Source organism: Stappia sp. G46H5W (genome assembly GCF_058448995.1).
In genome coordinates this window covers 436,855-452,847 of record NZ_JBZFLL010000001.1, presented here as the reverse complement: position 1 = coordinate 452,847, position 15,993 = coordinate 436,855, and the positions used below count along the sequence as shown (strand labels likewise).

General features: G+C 64.8%; 11 protein-coding genes. 6 read left to right on the top strand and 5 right to left on the bottom strand.

The window, feature by feature from the left end; translation table 11 throughout:
• Positions 1–279: 279 nt before the first annotated feature.
• Both pepN and ACVJ6E_RS01790 read right to left on the bottom strand, forming a co-directional pair.
• Positions 280–2,925, bottom strand: coding sequence for an aminopeptidase N (pepN, locus tag ACVJ6E_RS01795; protein WP_120269153.1), 2,646 nt, complete (start codon positions 2,923–2,925; stop codon positions 280–282).
• 121 nt (positions 2,926–3,046) lie between these two features.
• Positions 3,047–3,874 carry an alpha/beta hydrolase gene (locus tag ACVJ6E_RS01790; RefSeq protein ID WP_199681186.1) on the bottom strand — a complete coding sequence of 276 codons (828 nt, stop codon included), beginning with the start codon at positions 3,872–3,874 and terminating at the stop codon, positions 3,047–3,049.
• A 247-nt stretch (positions 3,875–4,121) separates the two neighbouring features.
• Between ACVJ6E_RS01790 and ACVJ6E_RS01785 the strand changes: the two genes are divergently transcribed.
• The 6 genes from ACVJ6E_RS01785 (at position 4,122) to ACVJ6E_RS01760 (ending at position 12,918) form a co-directional block, all read left to right on the top strand.
• On the top strand, positions 4,122–6,029 hold the full coding sequence (locus ACVJ6E_RS01785; protein WP_120269155.1) for an adenylate/guanylate cyclase domain-containing protein: 1,908 nt from the start codon (positions 4,122–4,124) through the stop codon (positions 6,027–6,029).
• 197 nt (positions 6,030–6,226) lie between these two features.
• Positions 6,227–8,119 (top strand): ABC transporter ATP-binding protein, encoded by a 1,893-nt coding sequence (locus ACVJ6E_RS01780; protein WP_120269156.1) that lies wholly within the window; start codon positions 6,227–6,229, stop codon positions 8,117–8,119.
• Positions 8,116–10,014 carry an ABC transporter substrate-binding protein gene (locus tag ACVJ6E_RS01775; RefSeq protein WP_120269157.1) on the top strand — a complete coding sequence of 633 codons (1,899 nt, stop codon included), beginning with the start codon at positions 8,116–8,118 and terminating at the stop codon, positions 10,012–10,014. Before ACVJ6E_RS01780 ends, ACVJ6E_RS01775 begins: the two co-directional genes overlap by 4 nt.
• Before the next feature lie 39 nt (positions 10,015–10,053).
• The gene (locus ACVJ6E_RS01770) at positions 10,054–11,073 is read left to right on the top strand and encodes an ABC transporter permease (RefSeq protein WP_120269158.1); all 1,020 of its coding nucleotides are present in this window, start codon (positions 10,054–10,056) and stop codon (positions 11,071–11,073) included.
• On the top strand, positions 11,073–12,233 hold the full coding sequence (locus ACVJ6E_RS01765) for an ABC transporter permease (RefSeq protein ID WP_120269159.1): 1,161 nt from the start codon (positions 11,073–11,075) through the stop codon (positions 12,231–12,233). The genes ACVJ6E_RS01770 and ACVJ6E_RS01765 overlap by 1 nt, the downstream gene beginning before the upstream one ends.
• A 91-nt stretch (positions 12,234–12,324) precedes the next feature.
• Positions 12,325–12,918 (top strand): class I SAM-dependent methyltransferase, encoded by a 594-nt coding sequence (locus ACVJ6E_RS01760; protein WP_120269160.1) that lies wholly within the window; start codon positions 12,325–12,327, stop codon positions 12,916–12,918.
• Here the strand turns inward: ACVJ6E_RS01760 and ACVJ6E_RS01755 are convergent.
• The 3 genes from ACVJ6E_RS01755 to ACVJ6E_RS01745 are packed head-to-tail and all read right to left on the bottom strand — an operon-like array spanning position 12,899 to position 15,983.
• Positions 12,899–13,708 (bottom strand): polysaccharide deacetylase family protein, encoded by an 810-nt coding sequence (locus tag ACVJ6E_RS01755; protein ID WP_120269161.1) that lies wholly within the window; start codon positions 13,706–13,708, stop codon positions 12,899–12,901. The genes ACVJ6E_RS01760 and ACVJ6E_RS01755 overlap by 20 nt on opposite strands.
• On the bottom strand, positions 13,705–14,859 hold the full coding sequence (locus ACVJ6E_RS01750; protein WP_120269162.1) for a glycosyltransferase: 1,155 nt from the start codon (positions 14,857–14,859) through the stop codon (positions 13,705–13,707). The genes ACVJ6E_RS01755 and ACVJ6E_RS01750 overlap by 4 nt, the downstream gene beginning before the upstream one ends.
• Positions 14,856–15,983, bottom strand: coding sequence for a glycosyltransferase family 4 protein (locus ACVJ6E_RS01745; RefSeq protein WP_120269163.1), 1,128 nt, complete (start codon positions 15,981–15,983; stop codon positions 14,856–14,858). Before ACVJ6E_RS01745 ends, ACVJ6E_RS01750 begins: the two co-directional genes overlap by 4 nt.
• Between the last annotated feature and the right edge of the window lie 10 nt (positions 15,984–15,993).

Here is a 15,993-nt window from a genome sequence, read left to right as displayed (position 1 = left end):
GCAGCCCCTGCAAAGGCACGCGCCATCGTAATGGCCCCCGATGTGTCGATTTTGCCGCAAACAGAACGCAACCGGCGCTCGAATCATTTTCATTTGAATCGCATTCGCCGGTTTTGTCCAGAGTCCCCCAAGAAAAATATAGTTAATGGAAGCTTAACGCGATTTGCAGAGTGCACAACTCTTGCGAGTCCCGCGCGGCCAACATGAAACAGGCCGCCGGGGCGGTCTGGGATGACTGCCCGGGCGGCCCGAAAGCCTGATTCGAACGGGTATTGCGCCTTACTGCAGGCAGCGCTCGACGATGTCGCGCATGTCGACGGAAAGATCCGTTTCCGCCGCAAGACCCCGAAGGGCGGCCTCGGCCTGGGCACGTCGTCCGGGCTCCAGCGCCCGCCAGGAGCGGAAGGCCGACATCATCCGCGCAGCTGCTTGCGGGTTGCGCCGGTCGAGATCGCGAGCGAAGTCCGCCACGAAGGCAAAGCCGGCACCGTCCGGGCGGTTGAACTGGCTCTGGTTGCCGCTGGCGAAGGCGCCGACCAGTGCGCGGACGCGGTTCGGGTTGCCGGGCGAGAAGGCCGGATGCCCGGTGAGGTCGCGAACCCGGTCGAGGGTCGAGGCATTGGGCGCGGTTGCCTGCACCATGAACCACTTGTCCATGGCAAGCGGTACCGCGCGGTAGCGCTCCTCATAGGCGGCAAGCGCCGCGTCCCGGCCCGGCAGAGCGGCATGGGTAAGCACCGACAGCGCGGCGAAGCGGTCCGTCATGTTGTCGCTTGCCTCGAAATGGGTCTGCACGAGGGCGCTGCCGACCGGATCCGAGCCGTGGCCCAGGTAGTCGAGCAGCGTGTTGCGCAGGGCCCGGCGACCGGCCGAGCGGGCATCGGGGGAGAACTCCGCCTCGTCCCGCATCGCCTCGTAGGTGGCCCGGATCGTCGGAGCGATGCCGTCGGCGATGGCGCGGCGGAAGGCGGCACGCGCCGCATGAATGGCATCGGGATCCACGTCGTGACCGATCTCGCGCGCAATGTCGGCCTCGCCCGGAAGTTGCAGACACAGGGCCCGGAAGGCCGGCTCGAGGCTGTCGTCGGCGACATTGGCGGCGAAGGCTTCGATCAGCGCCGGGCTGACCGCCACGGCTTCCTGCCGGGCGGTGCCGGCCGTTGCTGCGATCAGGGCCGTCATCACGACGCTTTGCAGGGCCTCCCAGCGATTGAAGGGATCCTTGTCGTTTGCCGCAAGGAACAGGAGATCGCTCTCGCCGAGATCGCTCTTGAGCGAGACCGGCGCCGAGAAACCGCGCAGCAGCGAGGGAATGGGGCGCTCGGTGAGACCGGTGAAGACCACGGTCTGCACCGGGTTGCGGATGTGCAGCACATCTCCTGTCTGGTCCGCGCCGGTGATTGCTGCCGGCACGAGTTCCTCGCCGTCCGATCCCATAAGGCCGACGCGCACGGGAATGTGCATCGGCTTCTTGTCAGGCTGCTTGGGCGAGGGGGGGAGCTGTTGCCTGAAAGTGAGCGTGAGGCGTCCGGCTTCGGTCTCGTATGTGCTGTCGACCTTGAGCACAGGCGTTCCGGCCTGTTCGTACCACAGGGAGAACTGGTCGAGATCGAGCCCGCTTGCCTCCTGGAAACAGGCAAGGAACGCCTCGATCGTGGTCGCCTCGCCATCATGGCGGCGGAAGTAGAGGTCCATGCCCGCCCGAAATGCCTCGTCGCCGATGAGGCATTTCAGCATGCGGACGACTTCCGCGCCCTTCTCGTAGACGGTGGCCGTGTAGAAGTTGTTGATCTCGTGATAGAGGCGCGGGCGCACCGGATGGGCGAGGGGGCCGGCATCTTCCGGGAATTGGTGCGACTTCAGCAGGCGGACGTCGGCGATGCGCTTGACCGCGCGCGAGCGCATGTCGGCCGAAAACTCCTGGTCGCGGAAGACGGTCAGGCCTTCCTTCAGGCAGAGCTGGAACCAGTCACGGCAGGTGATGCGATTGCCCGTCCAGTTGTGGAAGTATTCGTGGGCGATGACGGTCTCGATGCCGGCATAATCCTGGTCGGTTGCCGTCTCCGGGCGGGCCAGCACGTATTTGTCGTTGAAGATGTTGAGGCCCTTGTTCTCCATCGCGCCCATGTTGAAGTCCGACACGGCGACGATGTTGAACACGTCGAGATCATAGGCCCGGCCGAAGACCTCCTCGTCCCAGCGCATGGAGCGCTTCAGGCTGTCCATCGCCCAGTCGCAGGCGCCCTCGTTGCCGTGCTCGACATAGATGTTGAGCGCAACGTCGCGGCCCTCGCAGGTCCGGAAGCTGTCGCTGACGCAGGCAAGGTCTCCCGCGACCATGGCAAAGAGGTAGGCGGGCTTGGGGTGCGGGTCGTGCCAGATCGCATAATGGCGGTCGGTCCCCGGCACGGTGCCGCTTTCCACGGGATTGCCGTTGCCCAGCAGCACCGGCGCCTCGCCGAGCCGCGCCTCGATCCTGGTGGTGTAGACGGCCAGGCAGTCGGGCCGATCAAGGAAATAGGTGATCCGCCGGAAGCCTTCCGCCTCGCACTGGGTGCAATAGGTGCCGTTCGAGCGATAAAGACCCATCAGCTTGGTGTTGGCATCGGGATCAAGCGTCGTCTCGATCTCCAGCGTGAAAGGCCCTGAGGGGGGTGATGTGATTTCCAGCCGGTTCGGAGTGACGGCGAAGTCGGCATCCGCCAGAACCCGGCCATCAAGCGATAGGGCGGTCAGACGGAGCTCGTCGCCATCGAGAACCAGCGGCGTTCCTGCCGCCGCGTCGTCCGCCCGCTCCACCGCCAGCCGAGCCCGCACCTTCGCCGAGCGAGGTGCCAGGCGAATGTCGAGATGAACAGTGGAAATGCGATAGGCCGGTGCCCGGTAGTCTTCCAGGCGGACGGGAGCGGGGGATTCGGGGCGCATGAAGGCTCCTTCCTGCGGCGCTGTGGTCTACGGCCGCCGAGATTGCGGGAGGGCCGGACCGGGCGCATTGACAAGGGTCATCGGGCGGCCGGCGTCGCGACAACCGACGCGGCCCAGGGGGTCAGCAGATCGACCGCGCCATCTCGGCGAGACGCAGGGTCAGGTCGCTGTCCGGCTCGGCCAGCGGTGCAATGACGGTGAAATGGTTGTCCTGGCCTCGGATGTCGAGCTCGGTAGCCACGCCGCCGCGCTGCCAGATGTCCGCGATCACCCGCGACTGGCGAATGAATTCGGACGATTCGCCCCCGCCAACGGCCGCGACAAGGCGCGTGCCCGGCTGGGCGGCGAATGCGATCGGCGAAACATCGATCGCTTCCTTACGGTCGAGGCGCAGCTTTTCGTTCAGCGACGTGCCGATCAGCGGCTGGAGATCGAAGACGCCGGAAATGGCCAGCCCGGCCGGAACGAGGCCGCGCGGCAATCCGCGGCTGCCCCAGTCGGTGGCAAGCAGCGCTGCGGTCAGCTGACCGCCCGCGGAGTGGCCATAGGCCAGCACAGGACGGCGATACCTCTCCCAAAGATGAGCGACGAGCCGCCGGATCTCCTCCACGATGTCGCCGACGCGCACCTGCGGGCAGAGCGAATAGCTGGGAACGGCGACGGGAATGCCGTGGGCATTGAGGCCCTTGGCCATGTGGGAGAAGAACGTCCGGTCGAGGCCCTGCCAATAACCGCCGTGGATGAACAGACCTAGCGGCCCGCGCTCCGGCATGCCGGTCTCGGGAAGAAAGAGGTCGTAGACCGTCCGCTCTCCCAGCTCATAGGCCGTGGCGAGCGTGCAATTGGCCTCGCTGCGATAGTGCGCGGCATCGCGCGCCCAGCCCTCGATGATCGCGGGATGCTCGGGCACCAGTGCCCGGTTGTTGTATTCGGCCTCGTAGTCGATCACGCGTTCGCTCCCGTTTGTAGAGAAGTCTCTTAGCGGCTGTGCCGTGCCGAGTACAGAGACGGCGGGGCACGCGCCACGGGGGCGAGGGGAATATCCGCTCGGTTGTTGGCGACCATGAGATCGGTCGTGCAGGGTCGCGTTTCGGTCGCAATCCGCGCTATTGTGCCGGGAAAGGTAACGACCGGCGTATGACGCGAATGCGGGCGGGATATCTGGCGGGCACAGTGCAGGGACGGCGCAGCTACGCATGGACGATCAGCGAGTTGAGCAGGTGGCGCGCAAACGTCGTGTCTATTCGATTACCTGGGTGGTGGGTACGGCTTTCGGTCTGTTGATCGGCGTCTCGATGCTTCTGGTGCTCGGTCTTGCCGTCTCCGCCAACATGCGGAACACCTTTTCCCTTCTGAACGACAAGGCGGTGCTGACGACCAACTCGCTTGAGCGTCGGCTGCGCGATCATCTCGACCTTGCTTCCCAGGCTGTCGTCCAGCTCAAGACCGTATTCGATGAACGCGAACTCGGCGAAAGGCTGGAGGACTTGCGCAGCGAACTGATCGCCGCCGTGCATGCCAATCCTTCGCTCGATGCCCTGGTCGTCAACGATGTCGCCGGAGATGGCTTCGGTATTTATCGCTCGCCAACGGGCAAGCTCTGGCCGTTTCGCCGTCAGCAGATTCCTGAAGACGCCAGGCTCTACGCGCTTCCCGAGATGACCGCAAACTCGCCTGCGACCTGGGGGCCGTTGGTGACCTCTAGCGGCATGCTCTACGCCAATGTGACCGTCCCGCTGGTCCGTGGCGGAGCCCTCATCGGCTATCTGACTGCGGCCGTCTCCATCGACGAACTGGGCCGTACCGTGCGCCAGCTTGACGAAGGAGAGCACTCCACCGTCTTCATCATCGCCAACGGCAACGAGGTGATTGCCCACTCCGACATCGAGGACTTTGCCGCGCCGGGCGGCGAGGTGCCGCGCCTTCCGATTACCGTCGAGCAGCTCGGCGACAGGGCGCTGGCCAGCCTCGCGACATCCAAGCCGATGGACAACTTTCAGCAGGCGAGCGCCGCAGGTGTCGAGGTCCGGGATCTGGAGAATGACGCAGGTGGCCCCGATTACCTGTCGATGACCAAGGTGATCGCCGGCTATGGGCCAGGCGTCTGGACCGTCGGCCAATACTACGTTGCGTCCACGATCTCGCGGGAAGTACGGCGGCTGTTCGGCTCTGCCATGGTCGGATTGCTGTCGATCGTGGTTGCGATCGGCCTGTCGGTTCTCCTTGTGCGACGCGCGACCCGCCCGCTGGCCGAGATCTCGCGGCAGGCGCGGTTCGTGGGAGAGCTGGATTTCGACAAGGTGCAGCAACTGCCGCGCAACATGGTCCGTGAGATCGACCAGGTCTTTCAGGCGTTCAATGCCATGGTGACGGGCCTGCGGGCGATGAACACCTATGTTCCGCGTTCCTTGTTCCGCAAACTGATGCGGCTCGGGGTCGACCAGGCGGCGGTGGCGAGCGAGCGCGACCTGACCTTCATCTTCACCGACATCGTCGGGTTTACCTCCATGTCGGAGAACCTGACGGCGGCGCAGACCGCGGATATCCTCAACGAGCATTTCGCCCTGCTGGTCGCGGCTGTTGAGCGGGAGGGCGGAACGGTCGACAAGTTCATCGGCGACGGCATGCTGGCTTTCTGGGGCGCGCCGGACGAACGGGCGGACCATGCGCTTGCAGCCGCTCGTGCCTGTCTCGGCATTGCTGCCGCGCTGCGGGAGGACAATGCACGGGCGAATGCCAATGGCGGCAAGGTGGTGCGCATGCGCATCGGCTTGCACACCGGCCGTGTCGTCGTCGGCAACGTAGGAGCGCTGGATCGCTGGAACTACACGGTTGTTGGCGATGCGGTGAATCTGTGCGAGAGGCTCCAGTCCTTTGGTCGGGATGTGGGCCCGCAGGACGAGATGGTGATCCTGGCCAGCGATACCGCCGTCAGTCGCATCCAGGCCCAGTCGGGAGGAATGATCGCGGCGGGGGCGGCGCGGAAGGTGGGAACGCACCGACTGCGCGGTCGTAGCGAGGCGATTTCGGTCTGGCGGCTGGATGACACGGTCGAGCCGGATGGACTGTGCATACCCGGGACCGGCATCGATCTGGCCGGCTAATGAGCCTTCTTTGGATTTTCACTACAGTTTTTCAAGGTGACGTCATTAATTTGTGATGCCGGTCACACGAGCCTGCGCTAGCACTGTTAAGAGCGACAAGGGGGCAAGGGGCAACACGCACTTTCGTGCTGGCACTCGTCTCCTATAATGGCGCGACAACGGAAAACACCGAGGGCGCCTGGAGGAGGATAAGCCGCGTGGATGTGTTGACGATCGACGGGCTCAGTGTCGATTTCCTGACCGGCGAGGGCCGCATACGGGCCGTCGACGATGTGTCCTTCTCCGTGCCCCGCAACCGGACCGTTGCCCTTGTGGGAGAGTCCGGCTCCGGCAAGACCGTCATTTCCCAGACCATCATGGGGTTGCTGCCGGAAAAGGCACAGGTCTCCGGCGGCCGTGTGCTGTTCCGGGAGAACGAGACCGCCGCACCGGTCGACATCGCAGCCCTCGACCGCAAGGGCGCAGCGATGCGCGCCATCCGCGGCAACCGCATCGCGATCATCTTTCAGGAGCCGATGACCTCGCTGTCGCCGCTCCACACGATCGGCGACCAGATCGGCGAGGCAGCCGAGCTGCACCGGGGCGTGAGCGCGCAGGAAGCCCGCGAGCTGACGCAGGAGATGCTGCGGCTGGTGCGCTTTCCCGACCCGGCGCGGGCGCTCGATTCCTATGCCTTCGAGCTGTCCGGCGGCCTGCGCCAGCGTGCGATGATCGCCATGGCGATGATCTGCCATCCCGCTTTGCTGATCGCCGATGAGCCTACCACGGCGCTCGACGTCACCATCCAGGCCGAGATCCTCAAGCTTATCAAGGATGTCCAGGCCGAGCTGCATATGTCGACGCTGCTGATCACCCATGATTTCGGCGTCGTTGCGAACATGGCGGACGAGGTGGTGGTGATCTATCACGGCCGGATCATGGAGCGTGGCAGTGCGGCCTCGCTCTTTGCAAATCCTCGCCACGACTATCTCAAGGCGCTGCTCAACGCGGTGCCGCGCTTCGGGATGGAAGAGGGCGAAAGACTGGTGCCGATCCGCCCGATCGAGCCGCATGCGGAGGGCTTCCTCAAGAAGCGTCAGTCCGAGCGGGCCTGCGCCGTCGGACAGCCGCTGATGAGCATGACCGATGTCACCAAACGCTTCACGACCCGCAAGGGCGGGTTCCTGGGCGGCGGAACACGAACGGTGCTTGCACTCGACAACATCAACCTGACGGTCAGGCGCGGCGAGTGTCTCGGCCTGGTCGGCGAGAGCGGTTCCGGCAAGACGACGGCCGCCAAGGCGATCCTGCGCGCCCTCGAGATCAACGAGGGCGCAATCCGCTACGACTGTGGCGACGGCCCCGTCGATGTTGCCAGCCTGCGGGGAGCGGACCTGCTGGAATACCGCCGCCGGGTCCAGCTGATCTTCCAGGACCCGTTCTCATCGCTCAACCCGCGCATGACCGTGAACGAGCTGCTGATGGAGCCGCTCGTGATCCACAAGGTTGGAACGCCGGAGGAGAGGGCGGAGCGGGTGCGCGAACTGATGCGTCTCGTCGGCCTCGATCCGCGCTTCCTGCGCCGCTATCCGCATTCGTTCTCCGGCGGGCAGCGCCAGCGCATCGGCATAGCGCGGGCACTCGCGCTCAATCCGGAGTTTATCCTGTGCGACGAGCCGACGTCGGCGCTCGACGTCTCGGTGCAGGCGCAGATCCTCAACCTCTTGCGGGATCTGAAAAAGGAACTCGGGCTCACCTACCTTTTCGTCAGCCACAATCTTGCGGTCGTGGACTACATCGCCGAAAGGCTGGCCGTGATGTGCCGCGGCCGGGTCGTCGAAGTCGGCAGTACCCGCTCCGTTATCGGAAACCCGCTGCATCCCTATACGCGAGCCCTGCTGGCCTCCGTTCCCGAGCCTGATCTGAACGCGCCGCTGGACTTTGCGGCGCTGGAAGCAGGGCGAGCGTCTGAACCCGATCTCTGGCCAGAGCCCTACCGTATCGTCGATGGCGTCCGTCCGGTGCTGGTGGAAATGGAGAAGGATCACTTCGTCTGCGCGCCGGGTCTCGCCGGTGACGGGGCGTCTGCCTCCATGGAGGCCGCACAATGACATCCCGCACAGTGCTTCCTGCCGTCGTCCTGTTCTGTGCATCCGCTTTCATGGCATTGCCCGCATTGGCGTTTGTGCTGAAGGAGACACCGTCGCTGGCGCCGCGCGTCGGCACAGACCTGCCTCCGGTCACGGAGCGGGTGCCTGACGAGCCGCTGATCGTCGATCTGGAGGCGCGCGGCCGCCAGATCGGTACGCCGGGCGGCAAGGTCGACACGCTGATCGGCCGCTCGCGCGATGTGCGCCTCATCAATGTCTGGGGCTATGCCCGTCTCGTTGCCTATAACGAGAAACTCGAACTGGTGCCGGACATCCTCAAGGACTTCGTTGAGGAAGACGGGCGGCGCTTCACTCTTGTGCTGCGCAAGGGGCACAAGTGGTCGGACGGCCACCCGTTCACTTCCGAAGACATCCGTTTTTGGTACGAGGATGTAGCCTCGAACGCCGAGCTCCAGCCCTCCGGCCTGCCGCAGTTCATGCTGGCAGGCGGGAAGCCGCCGGTCTTCGAGGTGATCGACGAGACGACGGTGCGCTTCACCTGGGATGCGCCCAATCCGTTGTTCAAGCCGGAGCTGGCCAAGTCGCGCCCGCCCTTCATCTATCGCCCGGCCCACTATCTCAAGCAGTTCCATCACCGCTACGGCGATGCGCAGAAGATCGAGAAGCTCGCGGAACAGCGCAAGCTGCGCAGCTGGGCCGCGCTCTTCAACAAGATGGATGACATGTATGACGCCCGGAACCCGGAGCTGCCGAGCCTGCAGCCCTGGGTGAGGCTGGCCGATGATAGCGAGCGGCGCTTCGTGCTGCACCGGAACCCCTACTATCACCGGGTCGACAAGGCGGGGCAGCAGCTGCCCTATCTCGACAGCGTCGTCATGACGGTGGCCGATGGCAAGATCATCGCTGCCAAGACCCAGGCGGGCGAAGCCGACCTGCAGGCGCGTAATATCGGCTTCTCCGACATCACGATCCTCAAGCAGGGAGAGAAGCTCGGCCGGTTCGAGACTTATCTCTGGCCGATCAGCAAGGGCTCGCAGATTTCCTTGCAGCCCAACCTGACGGTCGCCGATCCGGTTTGGCGCAAGCTGATGCTGGACACGCGCTTCCGCCGTGCGTTGTCCCTCGGCATCGACCGCGAGATGATCAACAAGGTCCTCTATCTCGGGCTTGCAACGCCCGGGAACGACACGGTGCTCGAACAGAGCCCGCTGTATCGGCAGGAGTACCGAGATCTTTACGCGGGGTTCGATCCCGAAGAGGCCAACCGTCTGCTGGACGAGATCGGCCTGACGGAACGCCGGGGCGACGGGGTGCGGCTGATGCCGGACGGCCGTCCGCTCGAGATCATCGTCGAGGCGACCGGCGAGAGCCAGGAAGAGCTCGACGCCCTGGAACTGGTGGGCGAGACTTGGCGCGAGATCGGCGTGAAGCTGTTCGCCAAGCCGAGCCAGCGCGACATCATTCGCGAGCGGGCATTGTCGGGCTTGCTGGTCATGTCGGTCTGGGCTGGATTCGAGAACGGGATCCCGACCTCGGAAATGCCACCGGAGGACTTCGCGCCGGTGCGCAGCGATTTCCTGTCCTGGTCGCGGTGGGGCAACTGGTATGAAACCGACGGCCAGACCGGCGAGAAGCCGGATTGGGAGCCGGCGATCCGCCTGACGAAGCTCTACGACGACTGGCTGCAATCCAGCTCCGCGGAAGAACGCACAGAGATCTGGCACGAGATCCTGCAGATTCATGCCGAGGAGACCATCCATATCGGTTTGGTGTCGGAAGTCCGCCAGCCGGTGGTGGTGAAGGGCCTCGGCAACGTGCCGAAGGACGGCATCTACGGCTGGGATCCCGGGGCCCAGTTCGGCATTCACCGGATGGACGAATTCTACCGGAAGTGACGTGAGAATGGCGCTGCGGGGCGCTGGGGGAACCGCTTGATGCTCTACTATATCGTGCGCCGGGTGTTGACGATGATCCCGACGCTGTTCGTGATCAGCCTGCTGACATTCGTCATCATCGAGCTTCCGGCCGGTGACTACATTTCCAACCAGATTGCAGCGCTGCGGGCGACCGGCGAGAGCGCGTCTATCGCCAAGCTCGAGTTCCTGCGGGCGGAGTTTGCACTCGATCGGCCGTTCCTGGAGCGCTATCTGATCTGGATCGGCCTGTGGCCGGGCGTCCACGGCTTCGACGGTCTGCTGCAAGGCAATTGGGGCTGGTCCTTCGAATACGAGAAACCGGTTTCGGAGGTGGTCGGGCCGACCCTCCCGCTGACCATCGTGCTGAACACTGCGACGATCCTGTTCGTCTACGTCGTCTCCTTCCCGATCGGTATCTACTCGGCGACCCGCCAGTATTCGTGGGGCGACTACGGTTTCACGTTCATCGGCTATATCGGGCTGGCGACGCCGAACTTCCTGCTCGGCCTGATCATGCTGTACTTCGCCAATCTCTGGTTCGGCCTGTCGGTCGGCGGCCTCATGGCGCCGGAGTATATCGGCCAGCCATGGAGCATGGGGAAGGCGCTGTCGGTGCTGGCGCACCTGATCGTGCCGACGGTGGTGATCGGAACGGCTGGTACGGCGGCGATGATCCGCCGGCTGCGCGCCAACCTGCTGGATGAGCTGCACAAGCAATACGTGACGACGGCGCGCGCCAAGGGCCTGCGCGAATCCCACCTGCTGGTGAAGTATCCGCTGCGGATGGCGCTCAACCCGTTCATTGCCGATATCGGCAACCTGATCCCCTCGCTCGTCTCCGGCTCCGTCATCGTGTCGGTCGTGCTCAACCTGCCGACCGTCGGGCCTGTGCTGCTGAATGCCCTGCAGTCGCAGGACCAGTTCCTGGCCGGCTTTATTCTGCTTTTCGTCGCGGTCCTGACACTGATCGGCATGCTGGTGTCCGATCTGCTTCTGGCGGTGCTGGATCCGCGCATCCGGCTTGGGGGGAAGGCGTGATGAACATGCGCAACGAGCCCGAGCACTACGTCAATCCGGATGCGTTCAACCCGTCTCACGCCGAAACGCTGACCCCGGAGCAGGAACGCTACTACCAGGCCTCGCAGTGGCAGATCATGTGGTGGAAGTTCCGCCGCCACCGCGTTGCTGTGTGGTCGGGCGTGATCCTCATCCTGTTCTATCTGTGTGTGCCGTTCGCGGAGGTCATCGCTCCCTACTCGCCGAACCAGCGCTCCAACGATCACCTCTATGCGCCGCCGCAGACGTTGCGCCTCTTCCACGAGGGCTCGTTCGTCGGACCGTTCGTCTATGGGCTGAAGGCGGAAGTCGATCTGGAGACGGTGCGCTGGGTCTACACCGAAGACCGGGGGGACGTGCAGCCGCTGCGCTTTTTCTGCTTCGGGCCGCAATACAAGTTCTGGGGCTTGTTCGACGCTAGCTTCCACCTGGTGTGCCCTGCGAAGGATGGGACGCTCTACCTGCTCGGCACCGACCGGTTGGGGCGTGATGTGCTGTCCGGTCTCGTATACGGAGCACGCTTGTCGCTGACCGTCGGCTTGATCGGCGTGACCATCTCCATCGTGCTGGGACTGTTCTTCGGCGGGCTTGCCGGCTTTTTCGGCGGAATAATCGACAGCGCGATCCAGCGTGTCATCGAGATCCTGCGGTCCCTGCCGGAGCTGCCTCTTTGGATGGCCCTGTCGGCGGCCCTGCCGGTCACCTGGTCGCCCGTGTGGATCTATCTGGGCATCACGGTGATCCTCGGTCTTCTCGACTGGCCGGGTCTGGCGCGTGCCGTGCGCTCCAAGCTGCTGGCCCTGCGCGAGGAGGAATATGCCAAGGCCGCACTGCTGATGGGCGCGAAACCGTCGCGTGTCATCCGCAAGCATCTGCTGCCGGGCTTCACGAGCCACATCATCGCATCGGCCTCGCTGTCGATCCCGGCGATGATTCTCGGCGAAACGGCCCTGTCCTATCTGAATCTCGGTCTGCGCCGTCCTGCGGTGTCCTGGGGCGTTCTGCTCAACGAGGCACAGGATATCTCCGTTGTGGTCATCTATCCCTGGCTGATGGCGCCGGTTGTTCCCATCATCATCGTGGTGCTTGCGTTCAATTTCCTGGGCGACGGTTTGCGCGACGCGGCCGACCCGTATAAGTGATGTCCGGCTGCGGGCGGGCAGATGTCGCGGCATCTGCCTGACAGGGGCGTTGAAAGACCGGCCGCCACGCCGGCGAACAGGAAGACAAGGCATGTCCAAGAACGCATCGACCGCCGACGGCTGGGACGAGGAATATCGGCGCGGGCGCTGGGCCTTCCTTCGCGATCTGCCCGAAAGCGGTCGTTACGGCATCATCGGTATGTGGCTCGCACTGAACGGGTCGCTTGACCGGGTGCTGGACATCGGTTGCGGCGAAGGCCTGCTGTACGAGCGTCTGCAGCCTATGGGCATCGGCCGGTATGTCGGTGTCGATCTGGCGCCTGCAGCGCTCGGCATCGCCAATGTGGACCCGGAGATCGCGTCGCTGCGCGCCGGCGACCTGCACACTTTCGCACCCGAGAAGGGCGAGACTTTCTCCGCCATCGTCTTCAACGAGGTGCTGCATTTTTCCGATGATCCGGCCGCGGCCGTGGCGCGTTATGTGCCGTTCCTGGCGCCGGGCGGTGTGATCGCCGTTTCGATGTATTCGCCCAAGCGTCTGGAATCGGGCGCCAACCGCCTGATCGCCCGGCTGTGGGAAGCGACCGACGGGCCGGATTGGGAAGTTCTCGACGACTACCGCCTGACCTCCGACAAGAAGAACGTCACCTGGCGGCTGCGGCTGATCAGGCCGTCGGCTGGCTGAGCGGAGGCAGGCCGTGCGCCGCGCGCTCGGCTTCCAGAAGCTCCAGGATGCGGGCAAAGCGGGCGCCGGGATGCGCCCGCAAGATGTCGAACGTCCTCTCCAGGAACTCGAAGCAGGCATCGTTCTGCGCGAGGTGATGGGAGAGGACGCCGAGCGGTTCTGCCGGGTTCGTGCGTCGTCGCGCCATATGGTAGTCGAAGCGCATGCCGGCAGAATGCCAGCCGATGAAGCGTCGCTCCTTCTTCCACTTGATCATGTCCACATGCGTCTGCACCTGCACAAGTGCGCGCGGATGGAACTGCGTGAAGGTCGACAGGCCTGAAAGCCCGGCCTCCGCGAGGCGGGCGGAGATACGCGGCGCGATACGGTTCCACGGCGGCACCATGACCGGAACGAAGCGCGTGCCGAACAGGTCCGCCAGGCGTTTGTGGCCGCGGGCGAGCAGCGCAACCGCTTCGTCGGGATCGCGCCGGCGGCCGAACTCGGCCGCTTTTTCTCCTCGCGACTTGTCCTGAAAGTTGCGGTGCTCGTATCCATGCTGAAGGACAGAGGCAAAGCGCTCGCCGGACAGACGGTCGGCGAGGGCCTCAGCCGCATTCGCGGGGATCACGGCCAGCGCAACTTCGACTTCATAAGTGTTCGCGATCCGAAGCAGCCGCTCGAGCGCCGGGGTCGGCTCGATTGCGTCGTCATCGCGCCACCAGATCGGAACGGCGAGGTCGCGTTCGGCGAACCAATCGAGATGCCGGATGAGACCGTCCCGATAGGCGCGAAACTCTGCCTCGCTCATCGGCGGGCCCCCAGCGCGTCCAGCAGGATTTCGGCGGCCGTTTCCGCTCCACCGAAGCGGACCGGGATATCGCGGCGCGGAAGGACCAATGCGTCGTCGGCAGCCTTTGCCAAAGCCTCTGGCGTTAGCCCCTTTTCCGGAACAGTGACGGCGCGCCCATGGCGCACCAGGGCATCGGCGCGCTGCTGCTGCTCCGTTTCCTTGATCTGGGCAAAGGGCACGAGCACGCTGGGAACGCCGGCATGCAGGATATCAAGCACGGTGTTGTATCCCGCCTGGCTGATCGAAAGGCGTGCCCGTGCTAGCAGCGAGGGAAAGTCGCGCCGCGCCCTCTCGACGACGATGGTGTCCCCACCTTGTGCCGCAAGCGCGGAAAAACTGTCCTCGTCGATGTCATGGCCGGCAAGGAGGCGCCAGCGACAGTCGCCGGCAAGACGGGAGAGGGCAGGGGCCTCGAGAGCCGCTCTGAGCAGCCCGATGCCGACGGCGCCGCCGCCGCAGGAAACGATGACCTCGTCGCGGCCGTCATCGCCGGGTGCGTCTCTACCGCTCGTGCCGGTCTCGGCAAAGCCTGTATAGCGCAGCAGATGCGACACGCGGTCGGCGAAAGGAAAACTGTCCTCCAGCCGGATGAATGACGGGTCGGAATGAACGAGGACAAGATCGTAGGCGGCCAGCGCCCGCTCGGCCATTTCCTCTTCCTTCCAGATCTCCTGCTTTCGTACCAAGATGTCGCGGATGGAGGAGGCGATGAGCGGCGGACGAGACAAAGCCTTGGCGGCGTCGACCAGGTTTTGCATCTCGAACGCGAATGGGCGTCGCCCGAACGGCCAGGTCTCGGTGAGCAACAGGTCGTAAGGTCGTGCCTGAAAGGCGTTCAGCGTTTCCCTGGTACGGGCAGCCTTCCACGCTTCGTCGATCTCGCGTCCTTCCGGTGTCAGGAAGGTCTTGAACCGAGCGTCCTGCGCCCTGACGGGCGGCAGCTCGATGACATCGAGGCCGGAGGTGTCGAGCAGCGGTGGCAGGCTGTTCCCGGTCGCCAGGGTCACCGAAACGCCGCGCGCTGCGAGCGCGCGGCCGATGGCGGCGGCACGCAGGGCGTGGCCGGTGCCGAGCAGATGCTGGACATGGATGAAGGCGGATCGTGTCATTGCGGCGAAGCGGTAGCGCGCAGGGCGAAGTTGCGCAAGGCTTGCCCCAGCAGCCCGTCGAGACTGGCAGCGCCGCTCGACAGCGTGTGCCGCCCGCGGATGTGGTCGCGCGCAGCAATCCCCATGTCCGCCGCGCGAGCAGGATCCGACACAAGCGCCGCGAGGTTTTGCGCGAAAGCTGCGGCGTCGCCCTCACTCGACAGAAGCCCGGTCGTGCCATGGGCGACGATGTCGGGCACGCCGAACGTGTCGCTGCCCACAATGGCAAGGCCGGCGGCCTGAGCCTCCAGGAAGACCAGGCCGAATGCCTCGCGGATCGCCGGCCAGACGAATAGGTCGTGCGAGGCGCAAAGGGCCGGGATCTCTTCTCCCGCGACAGCGCCCATGAACGTGACCGGATGACGGGCCAGCAGCGCCTCGACCTCTGCCCTGCAAGGCCCGTCGCCAGCAACGGTGAGGGTGAAGCGGGGCGAGGCGGGAAGTTGGTCCAGCGCGTCGGCAAGCAGGCGGTAGGAGGCGAGTTTCGCTCCCTCGCGCATCATGCCGATGGCGAGCAGCCGGACGGGCTCACCGTCTCGGCGCGGGATGCGCGGCGCCTGCAGGAACCGGCTTGCATCGAGAAACGGGGCAAGGACGGCAAGGCGTTCCGCTGGAACGACCGCTGCAAGGCACTCCCTGTCAGCTCTGTGCATGGCGGCAACCAGATCGGCGCGGTCGAGAGCTGCGTCGGCCGCAGCAAAGCCATAGGCCCAGTCTCCAGTCCTGCGCTTCGGGGCGCGGCTTGCCTCGACAACGACATAGGGTATGCCCAGCCGTGAAGCGATCGCTGGGCCGATCCAGTCGGGAGCCTTGTGGTAGAGGTGATAGGTCAGGAAGACAGCAGGGCGGTAGCCCGACGCCTCCCATGAGGACAGGACACGGCTCGCCTCTGCAAGTGCTGCCTGCTCGAGCTCTTGCTGCGCATCGTTGCCGCCAGTCGCCCTCCACGAGCGAAATCGCGTGGCGACCGTCACTTCGTGCCCGGCAGTTTCCAGCGCCTGGACAATCAGCCGTCCCATGGTCCGGTCCCCGGATGGCACCGGATCGTCCAGCGGCTTCATGGGGGCTGTGAAGGCAACACGCATGCCGGTGTCC